Source organism: Bifidobacterium jacchi, assembly GCF_009078285.1.
GTDB lineage: Bacteria > Actinomycetota > Actinomycetes > Actinomycetales > Bifidobacteriaceae > Bifidobacterium > Bifidobacterium jacchi.
In genome coordinates, this window is sequence record NZ_RQSP01000026.1 from 1 (window position 1) to 18738 (window position 18738).

The 18738-nt window shown below is 59.8% G+C and carries 9 protein-coding genes and 1 pseudogene; 5 read left to right on the forward strand and 5 right to left on the reverse strand.

Annotation, left to right across the window (positions count from 1 at the left end; translation table 11 throughout):
• A pseudogene (locus EHS19_RS10800) lies at positions 1 to 1134 on the forward strand (hypothetical protein); the annotation flags it as partial.
• Between the two features lie 643 nt (positions 1135 to 1777).
• Here the strand turns inward: EHS19_RS10800 and EHS19_RS07475 are convergent.
• The 5 genes from EHS19_RS07475 to EHS19_RS07495 form a co-directional block, all read right to left on the reverse strand.
• Positions 1778 to 3838: a cation:proton antiporter gene (locus EHS19_RS07475; protein ID WP_151917144.1), complete on the reverse strand. Its 2061-nt coding sequence runs from the start codon at positions 3836 to 3838 to the stop codon at positions 1778 to 1780.
• A 310-nt stretch (positions 3839 to 4148) separates the two neighbouring features.
• A complete protein-coding gene (locus tag EHS19_RS07480) occupies positions 4149 to 5957 on the reverse strand; it encodes an aminotransferase class I/II-fold pyridoxal phosphate-dependent enzyme (protein WP_241677146.1) in 1809 nt (602 codons plus the stop codon).
• 144 nt (positions 5958 to 6101) lie between these two features.
• The gene (locus tag EHS19_RS07485; RefSeq protein ID WP_151917145.1) at positions 6102 to 7238 is read right to left on the reverse strand and encodes a glycerate kinase; all 1137 of its coding nucleotides are present in this window, start codon (positions 7236 to 7238) and stop codon (positions 6102 to 6104) included.
• A 54-nt stretch (positions 7239 to 7292) separates the two neighbouring features.
• On the reverse strand, positions 7293 to 10709 hold the full coding sequence (locus EHS19_RS07490) for an FtsX-like permease family protein (RefSeq protein WP_241677147.1): 3417 nt from the start codon (positions 10707 to 10709) through the stop codon (positions 7293 to 7295).
• A gap of 4 nt (positions 10710 to 10713) precedes the next feature.
• On the reverse strand, positions 10714 to 11415 hold the full coding sequence (locus EHS19_RS07495; RefSeq protein WP_151917146.1) for an ABC transporter ATP-binding protein: 702 nt from the start codon (positions 11413 to 11415) through the stop codon (positions 10714 to 10716).
• Positions 11416 to 11692: 277 nt separating this feature from the next.
• On the opposite strand from EHS19_RS07495, the gene EHS19_RS07500 reads away from it, so the two are divergent.
• From EHS19_RS07500 to EHS19_RS07515, 4 genes are all read left to right on the forward strand, one after another.
• Positions 11693 to 12412, forward strand: a complete 720-nt coding sequence (locus EHS19_RS07500) for a TetR/AcrR family transcriptional regulator (RefSeq protein ID WP_151917147.1) — start codon at positions 11693 to 11695, stop codon at positions 12410 to 12412.
• A 270-nt stretch (positions 12413 to 12682) separates the two neighbouring features.
• Entirely contained in the window at positions 12683 to 15742 is a 3060-nt protein-coding gene (locus EHS19_RS07505; protein WP_151917148.1) for a DEAD/DEAH box helicase family protein, read from the forward strand.
• The gene (locus EHS19_RS07510) at positions 15739 to 17364 is read left to right on the forward strand and encodes an HsdM family class I SAM-dependent methyltransferase (protein ID WP_151917149.1); all 1626 of its coding nucleotides are present in this window, start codon (positions 15739 to 15741) and stop codon (positions 17362 to 17364) included. The genes EHS19_RS07505 and EHS19_RS07510 overlap by 4 nt, the downstream gene beginning before the upstream one ends.
• A complete protein-coding gene (locus EHS19_RS07515; protein WP_151917150.1) occupies positions 17357 to 18580 on the forward strand; it encodes a restriction endonuclease subunit S in 1224 nt (407 codons plus the stop codon). The genes EHS19_RS07510 and EHS19_RS07515 overlap by 8 nt, the downstream gene beginning before the upstream one ends.
• Positions 18581 to 18738: the final 158 nt, after the last annotated feature.

Consider the following 18738-nt stretch of genomic DNA (forward strand, 5'->3'; position numbering starts at 1 on the left):
TGGAACGACTGGGATGATGGTAATCCCAATGTCGATTCAGGAACAGCGGCAAAAGTAACAAACCAGACAATTGCTGGGGCTAATCAGAACTGTCTAGCGCGATTCGACAAGCTCCACCCTGACCAGAAGGGTAAGGGCAAGTGCCGCATGGTCGGTGTGGGCGTTGTCACCACATTGGCGCATAAATATGACGGTACGGGGTTCGCGACAGCAAACTTTTGGGAGGCCCAATGGAACAAGACCGTTGCAAATAAAAAGTATCACAACAATAACAAAATATATGACACCAACGATGCTTTTTCAGATGATCCAGCTTGGTCGGTGGACAAGTTGGCGGCAAACGCTTGGAACAACACCGTTCCCATGCCGCCCGTCGTCATCGTGATCGCCCTCAACCAGTACGAGCCATCACCAACCCCGCCGCCGCAGAACTACAAGCTGACGGTCAGCACGAAGGCGTCCGGCAGGTTCGGCACGGCGGGCGGCACCAACCCGGTCACCGACGCGATCACCTTGAAAAACAATGCGAACAGCAAGGAAAAAGTCACCGGACAGATCACCCTCACCGCCATCACACTGGACGGCACGACGCACGTCAGCCCGTTGAAACGGTTCACCACAAGCGTTACTAGCACCGTCAACGTGAAATTCAGTCCCGGTGACGTGGTGAAAGCGTGGAAGACATGGCCCGCGGGCGAATACTGGTTCGACGTGGCGGTTCCCAAACAGCAGCATATGAGCGCTGCCGCCACACACAACGGGCGCAACGACAAGAACGAATCATGGAAAGCCAGCTACAAGCTCACCATTCGCACGAAAGCCACTGGCCACACGTTGACTGGTGGTAATAAGCCCGTCACGGATACGATCACCCTATCCAACAATGGGGGCGCGTCACAGACGGTGAAGGGTACGATCACGTTGAACGTGAACACCACGTCCGGCACGTTAAAGAAAGCCAAACAGTTCACTGGCAACACGACCAGCGACACCAAGGTGGCATTCACCCCGCAGGATATGAACGGCAGAGCGTCATACCGGCACAATCCGCAGCTCAATCCGCAGCCACTCGATGGGGAAAACGGCGTTTTTCGCGTACCGTGGCTGTGCGGGCCGCCACGCGATGCGATGTGACCGATCACAAACGATACCGTGGCTGCAAAACCACCCGAAAACCACGCTCACGTCGCAATGTGACCGCTCACACCACGTCGCATGGCTTACCCCACAGCCACGCGATGAGAAAAAGGGCACTTTTGTGATCTCGTGGCTGCAAAACATGCAAAAAGCAGCACACGCGACACCTTGTGATCGCTTACAGGAAGATGCGAGGCAGATTCCACAGCCACGCGACTCGATATGACCGGTTACAAACGATTGCGTGGCTGCAGAACCAAGCGATCTACTCGGATCGCACCATTGCGCATCCCCCGGCGACACACACCATCCCATGCAAGGACTCATCAAGGACCCATCGTGATCGACAGCATGCCGCCCGAATACGATCGGGCGGTAGATCCGTTCCGCGGTACAAGCCAATCATGCGCGAACCAATATGCGCTGCCCAGTCGATTCGTGTGCGAAGCGGGCCGATGAGTTGAGGAACAATCCGAACCGTGGAGCGGACCGAGGGACGGTCAGCCAGTGATCTGTCTCACAGATAATGAGACTTCTGCCATTTTCGCGGGTTGGCTGGTGGAGCACCAGAGAGGAACGAGATGAACGAGAGCGGGGGCGCTGCTTTAGCGCAAGGATTTTTCGGAAAGAAGGGGGATCACTAGACCATGACCGATTCGGCCTGCATGAGGTGGACGTTGGCGCGCATGAGGCGCGCGTCGTCTCGCGTGATCTCCTTGGATTCGAGCATCTCACGGATGGTATCGAGCTCCATGCGCATCGCGTCGGCGCGCACGGCCTCGATCTTCGCGCTGTCCGCCACATGGACCGCCGACAGCGACGTGTCAAGGATCTGATTGAGCCCCCTGCGGTATTCGACGAGCAATTCGGCCACCAGTTCGGCATCGTAGACATGGTCGAGCATGAGATCCTGCAGGCGGTCGATGATGTCGTTGTACAACGGTACCTGCACCGCACGTATCGCACGGGTGCGCTCCGCCTCGAGCCCCGGCGTGTGACGGGCGATCCCCTCCCAGTATCGACGCATGATGGGCATGAACCGGCGACGCAGCTTCGCCAATCGGAACGACAGGCCGCGACCGATCTGCCCACCGTCCTCGGGAGTCATGCGGGACAGCACCGATTCGATATGCTCCAGCAGGTAGCGCGCCCCCATGAGCTGGCTTGCGGTCTCCTCGTCCGGATTGTCGATGCCCTCGCGCGAGGAGATCGCGTCGATCAGCCAGTCGCGTTCCCATTCCAATGTGCGAATGCGCAGCTCGTTGGCCTCTCGCGGCGATGATGACGGCAGACTCGTCTCGACGCGTTCGATGCGGTCGTTGTAGCTTTTCAGCACCTTGGTGACCGCGGCATGCGTCTGCGGGGTGTCGTTGTCGACGATCTTGGCGATGGTGCGCCGCAGCATCTCCACATCGCGACGCGCCCACTCCTGGCTCGATGTATCGGCCGGCTTCGGCGAGAGTAGCGGCAGCATGACGTTGGAGAGAATGATCGATATGACGATGTATCCCGAAACGATGAAGAGGATGATGTCACGCACCGGGACGGACGCGCCGTCATCAATCGAATACGGCAGCGAGAACGCCATCGCCAGTGAGATCGCGCCTTTCGGGCCACCGAAGGTCATCACCCATGTGGAGTGCCATCGTTCGGCGTTCATCTTGCGCCGACGGCCCGTGGTGAGATCCTTGGCGCAGCGCAGCGTGGCGGCGCACCAGACGAATCGCAACACGAGCGTCAGCAGCGTGAGCAGCAGCACCAGACCGATCATCGCCCACAGGTTGACGCGCGGATCATCCCATATGGAGCGCATCGCAATGGGCAGTTCGATACCAAGCAGCACGAACACGACGCCGTTGAGCGTGAAGTCGACCAGATGCCACACCGAGTTCGACACGAGGTTGACGCGTGCCACGTCGCCGCCGACGCCGGTTCTCGGGAACGTGATGACCACGCCGCATGCCACCACGGCCAGCAGACCGGAGATGCCCACATGCTCGGAAAGCAGATACACGCCGAATGGAAGGAAGCATTCCATGAGCATGCGCGTGGTCATGTCCTCCATGTTGTGCCGGCGCAGCATCAGCACGACCCGGTCGAACGCCCATCCGACCACGACTCCGATCAACGTGCCGAAGATGAAGCTGGCGATCACCTGACCGCCGAATCCGACCGGGGAGAAATGACCGGTGGCGAGCGCCACGAGCATTGTTTGGAAGCCGACGAGGCTGACCGGATCGTTGAGCAGGCTTTCGCTTTGCAGCACTGACTGCTGTCGTGGCGTCAGATCGACCACGCCTCCCAGCTGTGCGACCGATACCGCGTCGGTGGGACTGATGACCGCGCCCATCGCCACTGCCGCCATCATCGGTATGGCCGGCCATATCTCGTGCAGGGCGATGCCGCTGACGATCATGGTCACCATGACGAGTCCGACGGCGAGCGAGAGCGACAGGCCGAGATCCTTGCCGAGCGCCTTTCGGTCGATGCCGCGCGCCTCCAGGTAGAACAGCGGCACGATGAACAGCAGCATGAACACGTCCGGCTCGAACTGCACATTGCTCAGTGCCGGCGTGAAGTACCATGCCACGCCGAAGGCGATCTGGATGAGCGGCGTCGAGATCTTGGGGAGAAATCGGCTGAGGAACGAGGAGATGAGAATCGCGAACAGAATCTCCGTGACGAGCACCGCATCAGCCATCGCCGCAGCCCCTTCCCTAACCCATGTCGGGCCATGCGCGCGGGCGACCGGACAACGACGCCGGGCGAAGCATCGGGCATGATCCTGTTGTTACCACATTATTCACCGTCGTATTCGAGCCGAGCGCCGTTAACGGAAGACATACAACGAGCGGGATTCGCCCGGCGTTTCCCTAACGATTCCCTTACGTGTCACTCTTACGCGTCTTCTACGTCATGCTCCTTTCGAGATTCCGTTCAGCCCGTCACAAAGCCCGTCACAAAGCGCGCCACAAAACTCGCCACGGCCTCCCGCCCGATGCGGCGGCACCCTATTGCCGATAGGTGCTCAGGAAGTCGGCGAGCTTACCGACCGCGTCCTTGAGCACCTCGATGCGAGGCAGGTACACGATGCGGAAGTGGTCCGGCTCATGCCAGTTGAATCCTCCGCCGCGTGTGATGAGGATGCGCTTGTCGTGCAGCAGGTCGAGCGCGAACTGCTCGTCGTCGGTGATGTTGAACTTCTCGACGTCGAGCTTGGGGAAGATGTAGAACGCGGCCTTGGGCTTGACCGCAGTCACCCCGTCGATGGCGTTGAGCGCATTGTAGATGTAGTCGCGCTGCTCGTAGATGCGCCCGCCCGGCACGATGTAGTCGTTGACGGACTGATGCCCGCCTAGGGCGGTCTGCACGATCGACTGCGCGGGCACGTTCGAGCAGATGCGCATGTTGGTGAGCATGTTGATGCCCTCGATGTAGTCCTTGGCGATGGACTTGTTGCCCGAGAGCACCATCCATCCGATGCGGTACCCAGCGATCATATGCGACTTGGACAGGCCGGAGAACGTGACGCAGAACAGGTCCGGCGCCAGGGACGCGATGGAGACGTGCTTGAGCCCGTCCATGACGAGCCGGTCGTAGATCTCGTCGGAGAAGATCATGAGATGATGCTCGCGGGCGAGATCGACGATCTGCTGAAGCACCTCGGGCGGATAGAGCGCACCGGTCGGATTGTTCGGGTTGATGAGCACGATCGCGACCGTGCGGTCGGTGATCTTGGCCCGCATGTCGTCGATGTCGGGATACCATTCGGACTGCTCGTCGCACACGTAGTGGACGGCGGTGCCTCCGGCGAGGTTCACGCAGGCGGTCCACAGCGGGTAGTCGGGACTCGGGATGAGCACCTCGTCGCCGTTGTCGAGCAGCGCCGACATGCACAGGTTGATGAGTTCGCTGACCCCGTTGCCGGTGTAGACGTCCTCGATGCCGACGTTGGGGATGTTCTTGAGCTGCGCGTACTGCATGATGGCCTTGCGCGCGGAGAACAGGCCCTTGGACGCCGAATAGCCCTCCGTGTCGGTCAGCTGACGGGACATGTCGTAGACCACCTCGTCGGGGGTGCGGAAGCCGAACGGCGCAGGATTGCCGATGTTCAGCTTGAGCACGTGCATGCCGGCCTCCTCCATGCGGGCGGCCTCGTCGACGACCGGACCGCGCACGTCGTAGAGCACGTTGTCGAGCTTGGTTGATTTGTGGAAACGTCGCATGGGAGCTCCTTCCGACTTCATGGCTGACGTGGCTGACATGACTACTGACGATGCTTGCATATTCGTTGCAGACGCCGGTTCGGCTGCGGCACGAGCCATTTCGACCGGCACGGCCGTTTGCTCTCGCGCCGAGAGCGTCAGGGATGTCGAGGGCACCGAAGGCGACGAGACCGTCGACGACATCGATGGCGCCGACGCCGGTTCCCTGCGACCGGAGGACGACCGCTGACCGGACACGACGCGGACCGTGCTCTCCTCCAGCGCTGTCGAGCCAAACCCGGTGACGCCAAACCCGGCGGAGCCGATCCCCGATGCGTCGTCACCGGCCTCAGCCCTGGCACTGGGTTCAGCACCGGCATGGCCGTGATCGGTGCGACCATCGGACCCGAGCAGCCAAGCCGGATCGACGTCAAGCACCTCGGCGAGGAAGTTCAACGTCTCCGACCGCGGCACCGTCTTGCCGCTCACATATTGGCTGACGTGGCTTTTGCCAAGCTTGACGCCGGCGTTCTGCGCGGCCCGGACGATGTCGATCTGCTTGAGATGGCGCCGGTTCATCGCATCACGCAAATGCATGGCGAAATGATCGTCCATGGCTCCTCCTTTCCGCGATCACCAAAAGACAGAAGTTCAAAGTTCAAAATCTATGGTTCAAACCTTAGCACCATGCCATCACGAAACGCCGATGAGTTCAATTTTCATCGGCATCCAGTCACAAAAAAAGTTCAATATCGGGGTTCAACGATGCAGTAGCATCGTCCGTACGACCTGTTCGGCGGTGAACGCCACGTTCACAGCGGCATCGCGCAGCAGCTCATCGAGCGACGCCGCACCGGGTGCCGTGCCGAATATCGCGTCGATGCCCTTGCCGTACAGTCCCTCCACGCCACCCCCGACATGCCCGGCGATGGCGATCACCGGCCTGCCATGGCGTTTCGCCATACCCGCCACGCCAGCCGGCGTCTTGCCGAATCCGGTCTGCGCGTCGACGGAGCCTTCGCCGGTGAACACCACATCAGCCCAGCGAACGGCCTCATCCAAGCCAATTCGCTCGCTCACCAGCTCGAATCCAGGGCGGAACCGGGCATGCGCAAACGCCTGCAGCGCCGCCCCGATGCCGCCCGCCGCTCCCCCGCCCGGCAGATGCGCGACGTCAACGCCGCACTGGCTTCCCGCCACGGCGGCGAAACGCGCAAGCGCGCGGTCAAGCACCGCGACATCCTCGCCGCTCGCCCCCTTCTGCGGACCGAACACGGCGCTGGCGCCGTTCGGCCCGACCAGCGGATTGGTCACGTCGCACGCGGCGATCACCTCGGTGCCGCCAAGTCTGGGATCAAGCCCATCCGCATCGATGAACGCCAACGATCCCAGCGCCGCTCCCCCGGCAGGCAGCACACGCCCAGCGTCGTCCAGGAATCGCACGCCAAGCGCCGTCAGCATTCCCGCACCCGCGTCATTGGTCGCGCTGCCGCCAAGCCCGACGATGATCGTCGCGGCTCCGGCATCCAGAGCGGCGCGCATCAGCTCCCCGGTGCCGAATGACGAGGCGATCAGCGGATCGCGCTCCGCCGCACCGACCAGAGCGAGACCGCTTGCCGCGGCGGTTTCCACGACCGCCGTGCGCCCATCCCCCAGCATCGCGAATTCCGCTTGGATCGGCCGCCCCAGCGGATCGTGAGCCGCCGCGACGACCATGGTGCCGCCGGTGGCGTCGGCGAGCGCCCGCGCCGTCCCCTCGCCGCCGTCGGCCATCGGTGCAAGGCGGATTTCGGCATGACGATCGGCACGCCGTATCCCCTCGGCCATGGCCGTCGCCGCCGCCAGAGCGGTCAAGCTTTCCTTGAATGAATCGGGAGCGCACAGATAACGGGTCATGCATCACAGTCTAGCCGCGCGCCCCCAATCCGCGCGCACCCAATCCGCGCGACCTCACTCCACGGACTTGAGCGCCGACAGCATGTCCACATCCCGCAGCCGCCGGTAGACCACCGCGCCAAGCCCTGCAAGCACTGCCGCGACCAGCGCCGCCGGTGCCGCGAATGCCAGCCATCCGAGCCCGGGATCGAACATGACCTCGTCGGGCGGCACCTCGGCGATGATGTACCGATGCAGCGCGCCGCCGAACACGTATCCGCCAAGAATGCCGAGCGCCGACAGCACGATCGTCTCGCGGTAGATGTACATGGTCGTCTCGTTCGCGTGGAAGCCGAGCACCTTGATCGTGGACAGCTCTCTGATGCGCTCGGACACGTTGAGATTCGTCAGGTTGTACAGGATCACCACGGCGAGCAGTCCGGCCACGAGGATGAGCACCTCCATGATCTGGTTGAGCGAATCGACGATCGTCGCGACCTGGCTTTTCATCGTGGTGTTCTGCACCACGCCGCGCACGCCGTCGATGTCCATGAACGAGGCTCCCTGCTTCTCGGCGTTGGCGATGGAGCCGTCCTTCAGCCGCACCAGATACGCGTTCGACTGGTAGTCGCGATGGAACACATGCTGGTACTCGCCGGATGTCATCACCATGAAGTGACCGATGTACATCTCGCTGATGCCGTCCACGCGCACGGTTCGCTCCACGCCGTCCGAATCCGTGAGGCGGATCGTATCCCCGACGCCGGCATGCAGCATGGCGGCCATGCGCTCCGATATGACAGCGCCACGGTCGGTGAGTACCTGGGAATCGTGCCCGACCCGTGAGCGCAGCGTCAGATAGTCGCCGAAATTGTAGGCGTCGTCGGTCAGCAGCAGGGTGATGCTCTGCTTGTCGTTCTCCTTGCCGGCCGTGACGTTGAGCTCCTCGTACCGGATCGGCATCGATGATTCGACCGCATCCCGCTTCATAGCCTTGGCGACCTCGTCACGCTGTTCGGCGTTGTTGTCGCTGCGTTCGGCGACGATCAGATCATAATGGATGATTTCATCGAACTGACGTTCGCTGATCTGTCCGATCGAAGCCTGCACGCCCAGCCCCGCGGTCAGGAGCGCGACGGCTCCCGCCACGCCGAAGAACGTCATGAGGCCGCGCGACTTGTATCGAAACAGGTTGCGTGCGGTGACCTTGCGCGTGAAGCTGAGTCGGTTCCAGATGAATCCGATGCGTTCGAGGACTATCTTCGATCCCTTTGCAGGCGGCTTGGGCAGCAGCAGCGCGGCTGGCCGGCTGCGCAGCTCACGCATGGCGGCAAGCAGCGCGGGCACCACGGCGCTCACCCATGCGAGCAGGAACGCGACAAGCGTGACGAGCGGATGGAACACGAGCGCGATTCGCGGCACGGAGAAGCCATCGGAGTAGGCGCCGTACACGATGAGCGGCAGCAGCGTATGCCCTGCGATCACGCCGATCGTCGTGCCCAACGTGGACGCGGTGAAGCCGTAGAACACGAATTTCGCGCGAACATCCCGATCACTGTATCCGAGTGCCTTGAGCGTGCCCGAATTGATGCGTTCCTCATCGACCATGCGGCCCATCGTCGTGAAGGCGACGAGCGCGGCCACCAGGTAGAGGAACACGGGGAAGATCAGCGCCAGCCGCTCCACGATGTTCGCGATGATCCCATAAACCCGGTATCCTTCGGAGGTCAGTCCCTCCCGTCGATCATCGACGGAATAGGCTGGCACTTCGATCGTGTCGATCTTCTCGCGGGCGAGTTCGATGTCATGCTCGGCCTTATTGATCTTCTGTTCGGCGGTGGGCTTGGCATCATTGAACTCCTTGAGTTTCGCCTCGTATTCCTCCTCCGCCTTCTCGATGCTGCGCCGGCCTTCGATGAGCTGCGAGACGCCACCGGAGCCCGTCGAGCCCGTCGCACCCGTCGCACCGGAGACCGCCTGGCCGAGTTCGCTCTGCTTGGAGGCGAGCTGGTCGGCGGCGCTGGCCATCGCTGCGGCGTTGCGCTGGTATTCCTCGCTTGCCTTGTCGAGACCGGCCGCGCCCTCCTGCCATTGGCCAAGTGCGGTTTCGTATTGCTTCTGCTGCCGGTTGTAGCGGTCCGCCGCCGCATTGTAGTCGGCGAGCGCCCGATCATACTGGCTTTTGGCTTGATCGTAGGCGCTGCCGGCGATGCCGCTTTGCGCCCAGGCGTCGAGGATTCGGCCGGTGTTGTCGAGTACCGTTTTCGCGGATTCCAGTCCGGCGCGTGCGAGTGCGAGCTGTTTGCGCGCCTCGTCGAGCTGATCCCATGATGAGGAGAGCTGTCCGTTGCCTTCGTTGATCTGCTGCGCGCCGGCGGCGAGTCTGGTCTGGGCTGCGGTCAGCTGGGATGATGCGGAGGCGATCTGCGCGCTCGCTCCCGCCAGTTCGGCGAGGGCGCCTGATGCCTGATCGACGGCCTGCAGCTCGCCGGCGGTCATCTGGTCCTTGGATGCTTCGATCTGTTCCTTGGCATCGTCCAGCTGCGCCTGCGTGTCGGCCAGCTTCCTCTTCGCGTCGTCGACCTGCCGCTGCGCCTTGTCGATCTGCGCGCGCCGTCCGCTGACGATCGACTCCTTCCGCTTCTTGGGCTGATCGGCGAGGCGGGCGACAAGGGTCTTCTTGTGACGCTGCACTCGGTCGCGGTATGCGTCGGTCCAATAGTCGAGCGTCTGCGTGTCGTCGAAGGTGATCCGGCCGATCATGGTCACGTCCGAGTCGAACGCGGATTCGCTTGCCACGGCGTATCCGTCAAGTTCTCCAGTGCCTGCGGTGGATTGGCCGAGGTTGACGTTGGAAAGCGCCTCGACCGAGTTCACGAATCCGACGACCGTATACGAATCGGATTCGAGGATGGTGTCGCCGGCGAGATCGGGCTGTTCGCTGATGTGCACGGTGCTGTCGATGGCGTATCGGTCGCGTTCCGCTGCGCTCAGTGCGATCTCGTCGGCCTTGCTCGGCAGGCGTCCCTCCACGATCTGGAACGTGGAGATGGTTTTCGGTGCGGAGTAGATGCGCAGACTATGGTTGCTGCCGGCGATGGTCACGTCCTTGAAATAGCCGAATTCCGCGTTTTTCACGCCTTGTGTGCCTCGGATGACGTTTTCGTCGTCATCGGTGAGTCCATAGTCGCTGACGACGGTCACGTCGGCGAGGTTGTGGCTGCGGTAGTAGTCGGTGCCGGTGATGCGCATGTTCGGTCCGGTGACGAACAGGCCGACGAGCGCGAACGAGCCGAGCGCGATGAGGCTGACGATGGAGATGAATCGTCCTTTGGATTTGCGCAGGGTCGCGCGTATGTCCTTCCACAGCATGCGCTTGCGCGGGAACGCGGCATGGCCGCGCCTGCGTCGCTTCTCGCCTGGCGCATCGGGGGTGGCGAAGTCGTCGAGTGCGCCGTCGTTGTTGATGCCATTGTTGATGCCGTCGGTCATGCGTTCACCACTCCAGATCCTTGATGCTCATCGGATGCGCGTTGGTTTCGATGGATTTGACGCGCGCGTCGTGCATGTGGATGACGCGGTCGGCGATGGGCGCTATCGCGGAGTTATGGGTGACGATCACCACGGTCGCACCCTTCTGCCGACTCTGATCCTGCAGGATCTGGAGCACCTGCTTGCCCGTGTTGTAGTCGAGCGCGCCGGTCGGTTCGTCGCACAGCAGGATCTTGGGGTTCTTGGCCACCGCTCGTGCGATGGCGACGCGCTGCTGCTCGCCGCCCGACAGCTGCGCCGGGAAGTTGTCGATGCGATCCTTGAGACCGACATCGATGAGGGCCTTGACCGGATCCTGCGCGTTGCGCACGATCTCGGAGGCGAGCTCCACGTTCTCCTTTGCGGTGAGGTTGGCGACCAGATTGTAGAACTGGAACACGAATCCGATGTCGGTTCGCCGATAGTCGGTCAGCTGGCGTGCGGTGTAGTTCGAGATGTCGTTGCCGTCGACGATCACCTTGCCTTCCGAGTTGGTGTCCATGCCGCCGAGAATGTTGAGCACCGTCGATTTTCCGGCGCCGGACGAGCCGAGGATGATCGCCAGTTCGCCCTTGTCGATGCCGAAGCTCACGTCGTTGTTGGCGACGATGGTGGTGTCGCCCATGTGGTACCGCTTGTAGCTGTGGATCATTTCGATGTATGCCATCGACTCATCGTCTCCTTGAGTGTCATCGTGATTGTTCTCTTGAAGCACATTGGTGAAGCCAGATATCAGGTTCACTAAATAAACAACACGTTGATTTAACAGAACCGATCTTAGATAGCCACAAAAACACAAGTCAATCAACAGTTTTCCGCCGACTGTCCAGATTGGACAACTCTTGAAAAACTGTCGTTATAATAGACTAAATCGACAACACGTTGATACTATGATGTGATCATCGGCAATACAGCCACACGCATGGGCACCCGGAGGAACAGCAATGCCATCCGCAACAGTTTCGACACAGACCGCATCGGCGGCACGGGCGACACAGGCAAGGCAGGCAGCACAGGCGACGAAACCATCGACCGCACCGGCCAGGCGCAACACGAAGACGAAGGCGAAGATCAAGGCCGCGTTCACCTCGTTGGTCGCCTCGAAGGGCTTCGACGCCCTCACCGTAAGCGACATCGCCCGCGAAGCCGACATCAACCGCGGCACCTTCTACATGCACTACGTCGACAAATTCGACCTTCGCCAGCAGCTCATCGACGATGCCATCGACGATCTCACGGAGATTCTCGTCGACTCGTCGAACGATGACCAGCCGCGAGCGGCTCGTCATTCGGGTTCTGACGCCCACGGTCGCTCCATCTGCGATGCGTTCCAGACGCGCTCCATCGCCAGGGCCCTGCACTACGTGAAGGACGACTTCGCCTTTTTCAACGCGGTCAGCCGATCCGGCACCGATATGCAGATGTACGATCGCATCAAGGACGTGCTCAAACGCCTCATCGTCATGCAGGCGAACCGGTTCGGCGCAACGCCGCAGACCACCTACAACGGCATCCCCGCCGACTATGCGATGGAGATTCTGGTCTCGGCGGTCTCCTCGATCATCTGGCTGTGGATTCGCCGCGGCTGCAAGGAGTCGCCGGAGGAGATCTGCATGATCATCGAAATCAACAAGACCACCGCGCCGATCAACGTCCTGTGGTGACAACCGATGCGCCGAACCACGCCTGTAAGGCACGACTGACGCGTCGGTAACGAATCACGCGTCGGCATACCGCGGGTCACACCTCGGTCACCGCGGGCGCAACAAGACAGCGAAGGGCACCGCGCAGGCGCCGCTGCCCGGCCTGCAGCCGATGTCGAGCATGCGCGCGACCATACCGCCGCCGGCCGGTTCGCCGGCATGGCTTCATCGTTTGCATCGCCGGTCGATTATTATGGATACGGTCACGGTAGACGATGAGGGGGTAGGACGATGCACAGACCCGAAGACAAGTATGTGAAGGTTCCCGCACTGGCGCACGCCACTAGGCTAGGATGGCATTACCACTCCATTCGGACAGACGAGTCAGGAACCGATTACGATCCCGACACCAACATCTTCTACCGTCCGTTCACCGAAGCCATGAGCCGTCTGAACCCCGACATGCCGTGCGACGACGAGAAGGTCCGCTTCCTCATCCGCAAAATCGGCGTGACGCTCGCCGCACAGGATCTGGGCCGCGCGTTCCACGGCATGCTCATCAACGGCTTGGACGGATACCGTCTCATCGATTTCGACAATTCCGAGCGCAACGACTTCACCGTCGTCACCGAACTCACCTATGCGAACGGCGATGACAATTTCCGGCCGGACATCGTGTTCCTGGTCAACGGCATGCCGTTATGCTTCATGGAGGCCAAACGCATCGGCAACCGCAACGGCGTGCTCGCCGAACGCGAACGCATGCGCGCTCGGTTCTCCAACACCGTGTTCCGCAGATTCGCCAACATCACCCAGATCATGGCATTCAGCAACAACGAACCGTACGACGATACCGAACGCGAACCGGTGCAGGGATCGTTCTACGCGACGAGCGCATATGGCAACGTGAAAATGAACCGTTTCCGCGAGGAGCCGGAAAGTCGGCGCCGTCTGCTGGACGGCATCGCGCCGCGCGACGAGAACACCGAGAAGTCCATCCTCCAGGACAACAGTCTCATCGCACTGTGGGCGACGCCGGAATGGGAGGAATCCATGCTGCCGGAGAATCCGGCGAACTCGATCATCACCTCGCTGTTCTCCCATGAACGTCTTCTGTTCCTGCTGCGATACGTTTTGTGCTACAAGGAGTATACAAACGATGACGGCATCCGCGTGATCGAAAAGCACATCATGCGCTACCCGCAGTTCTTCGCCTCGAAGGCGGTGCGCCGCACGCTCGACAACGGCGTGCAGCAGGGCGTGATCTGGCATACGCAAGGCAGCGGGAAAACCGAGCTGGCGTTCCTGCTCACCCGATATCTGCGCGACTACTACCAGCGTCGGAACCATGTGCTGCACACGTTCTTCATCGTGGATCGGCTCGACTTGGCGGATCAGGCGACGGACGAGTTCACCGCCCGAGGTGCCCATGTGCTTCGTGTCGAATCGAGGGCCAAATTCGTGGAGCTGCTGCGCAAGCCGTCCGAATGGGCCGCAGCGCAGCAAACAGATGCTTCATCCGGTGTGACGATTGCGGTGGTGAACATCCAGAAATTCAGCGATGACGCCACCGGCATCCAAGCCGAATACGGGTTGAACGAGCAGCGACTGTTCTTCATCGATGAGGCGCACCGCGAATACAAGCCGGGCAAAAGCTTCCTGTCCGCTCTGTTCAATGCGGACCGGAGCGCCGTGCGCATCGCGTTGACCGGCACCCCGCTCATCCGGCAGAAGGGAGGCGCGGACACCAAACAGGTGTTCGGCGATTACATCCACACGTATTTCTACGACCGTTCCATCGCGGACGGCTATACGCTCCGCCTGCTGCGCGAGGACATCAGACCGCAGTTCCGCGTGAAGATGCGCAAGATCATGGAACAGTTGGAGGAGGTCGACAAGCTCACTTCGGTCGACGAGGTGTGCGAGCACCCGCATTTCGTGGACCCGTTGACGGAGTACATCGTGGACGACCTCATCCAATCCCGCATCGCGCTGGGCAGGGAGAACGAAGGCATCGGGGCGATGGTCGTGGCCCGCACATCCCAGCAGGCGAGGAACATCTTCGATGCTCTGCAGAAGTACGACACGGACATCTCCTCCGCTTTGGTGCTGTATGACGAGGGGACCAAAAAAGATCGTCGTGAAATCCAGCGTAGATTCAAACGAGGCGAGATCGACATTCTGGTGGTATACAACATGCTGCTCACCGGCTTCGATGCACCGCGCCTGAAGAAGATGTATCTGTGTCGCGCTCTGGATGCGCACAACCTGCTGCAGGCCCTCACCCGCGTGAACCGTCCGTACAAGAAGATGGATCACGGTTTCGTGGTCGACTTCGTGGACATCTCCAAACAGTTCGACAAGACGAACAGGGATTATCTCGCCGAGCTCAACAACGAGTTCGGCGACGAAACCGACCGCTACGCCAGCATGTTCGAGAATCCGGAAACCATCAAAACCGATCTCGAAGACATCAAGAACACATTGTGGGAATACAGCACCAACAATCAGCTCGTCTTCTCAAAGGAACTCGAGTCGCGGGACGAGGACGAACTGTACAAGCTCCGCAGAGCGCTCGAACACTATAAGGAACTGCGCAATCTGGCCACGCTCTACGGTCATGACGAGCTGCAGGATCGTTTCGACATCGGGAACTTCCAACAGCTGATCAATGAGGTGAACCTGCGCATCAGCCGCATCAACCTGAACAAGACGTTGGCTGCGGAACGGCTTTCCACGGGTGCGCTCAACCGACTGATGGAGAATCTCGAATTCGAGTTCGTAAAACAGGGAACGCAGGAACTCACCGTGGCGGACAAGCTGAAGAACGCGATGCGCACGGCATGCGACACGTTCAACGGCAACCGGGATCCCAAGGATCCGAAGTTCGTGAACCTCATGGAGGAACTGGGCAAGAAGCTGCGCAGAGCGAACATGGAGGAGACGAAACTCACCACCGACGAGATGACCGACCTGATCGACGAGCTCGAGGAACTGAAACGGCAGGCCGACGAAATCAACCGCAGAAACGATATGCTCGCCAACAAATACGACGGCGACGAGAAGTACATGCGCATCCACAAGGAGATGATGGCCGACAGCGACCCGGTGGCCGACAGCGACCGTCAGCTGTTCGGCATCCTGTCCACAGCCAAGAAGACGATCGACGCCATGGTGGGAAGGAACGCGGCCACGCTCGACCAGCCGGCGGTGTTCAAACGCAGCCTCGGCCCGAAAGTGATCCAAGCCTTCAAGGACAATGACACGTCGTATTCGCCCACGCAACTCACCACGACCATCGGCCGCATCTACAATGAGTACTCCGACGAAAGGAAGAACCACCTCGGATGAACACAGCGACCCTCAACAACACCCTTGCCATGATCGACAAGCTGAAGACCGTATGCGCGGATTTGGGCTTGGCGAACGACAGCAGCGAATACAAGATCATCACCGAATCGTTCCTGTACAAGTACCTCAACGACCGCATGCTCTACGAACTCGCAAAGCTGCCGGAGTTCAATGATTGCGACGGCGTCAACGACATCGAGGAACGGTACCGGGAACTGGACGGCGACAAACTGAAGATGCTGCCCTACGAGCTGGGCACCACGGCCATCATCCGCCCGGAATGGCTGGTCTCCTCCTTGTACAACCGGCAGGGCGAGCCCGGTTTCGCTAAGACCTTCGATGACGCGCTGCTCGGCATCGCCTCCGACAACATCGACGTGTATTCGGTGAAGGCCGGTACGGAGTCCATCACCCTGTTCCAGGGAGTGAGCCGTTTCATCGTGGAGGAGAACAAGCGCGACGGGTTCTGCGCGGCCCTTATCGCCGTGCTCGCGGATTTCAGCTTCGCCGACGCGTTCTCGCAGGGCTATGATTTCTTCTCACAGGTGTTCGAGTATCTCATCAAGGATTACAACAAGGATTCCGGCAGTTACGGCGAATACTTCACGCCCCATTCCATCGCGAACATCATGGCGCGCATACTCGCTCCCGACGGCGACAGCAACGTCACCGTCTACGATCCGGCGGCCGGCTCCGGCACGCTGGTGCTCGCTTTGGCGCATCAGCTGGGCGAGGACAACTGTACGGTGTACACGCAGGACCGATCGCAGAAGGCGAACGAGTTCATGCGATTGAACCTGATCTTGAACGGTCAGGTCGGTTCGTTGGCGAACGTGGTACACGACGATACACTGGTCTCGCCACGGCACTTGGACCATAACGGAACGGCGTTGAAGACGTTCGACTATGTCGTATCGAATCCGCCGTTCAAAGCGGACTTCTCCAGCAGCCGGAATCTGCTGGCTTCGGAGAAGTACGGCAAACGGTTCTGGGCCGGCGTGCCGAATGTGCCGGCGAAACAGCCGGAGAAGATGGCCATCTACCTGATGTTCCTCCAGCACATCATCGACTCGATGAAGCCCGGCGGCAAAGCCGCGATTGTTGTACCGACCGGTTTCCTGACCGCGAAAGGCAAGATCGAAACCGAGATCCGTCAGAACATGGTGGACAGCGGCATGCTGCGCGGCGTGATCTCGATGCCGAGCAACATCTTCGCAAACACGGGCACGAACGTGTCCATCGTCTTCCTCGACCGGTCCAAGCAATACAGCAAGGCGCTGCTCATGGACGCGTCGAAGCTCGGCACGAAGGAGAAGGTCGGCAAGAACCAGCGCACGGTGCTTTCAGGCGAGGAGATCGAACGCATCGTCACCGTGTTCAACACCACCGAAGAACAGGATGATTTCTCCGTGCTCGCCGACTATGACGACATCAAAGAGAAGCGCTACTCGTTCAGTGCCGGCCAGTATTTCGAAGTGAAGATCGAATACGTGGACCTGACGCCAGCCGAATTCCAGGCCGAGGTGGACGCGCGCATGAGCAAGCTGCGCGACCTGTGGGCCGAAGGCAATCGTTTAAAGCAGGAGATCGAAGAACAGATGAAGGCGGTGCGACTTGCGTAGAGCTCAGCTTGAAGAATTGTGTTCCGCCATCATCGATTGCCCGCATTCGACTCCTAAATGGCAGGAGTCGGGAATTCCTGTTATTCGGAATTTCAATTTGAATAACAGCTACGTCAATCTCGATGGAGGGAATGTCTTTTATGTTGATGAAGAGACATATGAGCAGCGCATACGCCGTGCAGTTCCTGAGGCTGGGGATGTGGTGATTTCTCGCGAAGCACCCATGGGCGTTGTTGGACTTATTCCCGAAGGAATGAAGTGCTGCATGGGGCAACGATTAGTTTTGCTGAAAGTCAAACGCGATAAATGCAGTCCTCAATATTTGCTACATGCGCTGGCTTCGGAATATGTTCAAACGCAGATTCGTCGTATTGATACACGCGGTTCTATTGTTAGCAATATTGATTTGGACACATTACGAGAGCTTGAGATTCCAATAGTCGAGAATCAGCAAGAAGTGGCCTCGCTTCTTGATTCCATCGATTCGAAAATCGAGACGAATGGCAAGATCATTGCGGAACTGGAATCGTTGGCGCGCACCATATACGACTACTGGTTCACCCAGTTCGATTTCCCAGATGAAAACGGCAACCCCTACCGTTCCTCCGGCGGCTCAATGGTCCACAACGACACCCTCCACCGCGACATTCCTGAAGGTTGGAGGGTTGGACGCCTTAGCGATATCTCCCATTTTGTTGACGACAAACGTTCCTGTCTGGGTTTATCCGCCGACAACTACATCAGTACGGACAACATGGTTAAAAACAGAGGCGGTATAGTACCTTCGGAGTATTTACCCACGGAAGGCACCGCCACAAACTACAAAGAAAATGACGTACTTTTATCTAATATACGTCCTTATTTTAAGAAGATTTGGCAAGCTGATCGTATGGGTGGATGTTGCGCGGACGTCCTCGTATTTCGCGCTAACAATATTGGTTCTTCCACATGGCTATACTACACAATATCCTCTGACCACTTCTTCTCATATGTATCAGCTGGCACAAAAGGCTCAAAGATGCCCCGCGGAGATAAAGAGCATATGCTGAGGTACGAAATTCCTATTCCACCGGTAACGCTGTTATCAGCATATTCTCAATTAGTTCATCCCATGAATCTGAAAACCGCGGAACTCCATCGTGAATCCGCCAAGCTCACCGCCTTGCGCGACTGGCTGCTCCCCCTCCTGATGAACGGCCAGGCCGTCATCGACTGACATCATGTGTGTCGACTGCTCGGTGGAGCACCTGCCTCAGCCGCCGATGCTCCACCATTGCCTGACGGTCCATCATTGGCGTATACACAGTTGAGATGGCACAATGATTGACAGGAGGAGGGCGACGACGGCCACGGCAACCATTTCGCCAAACGTCG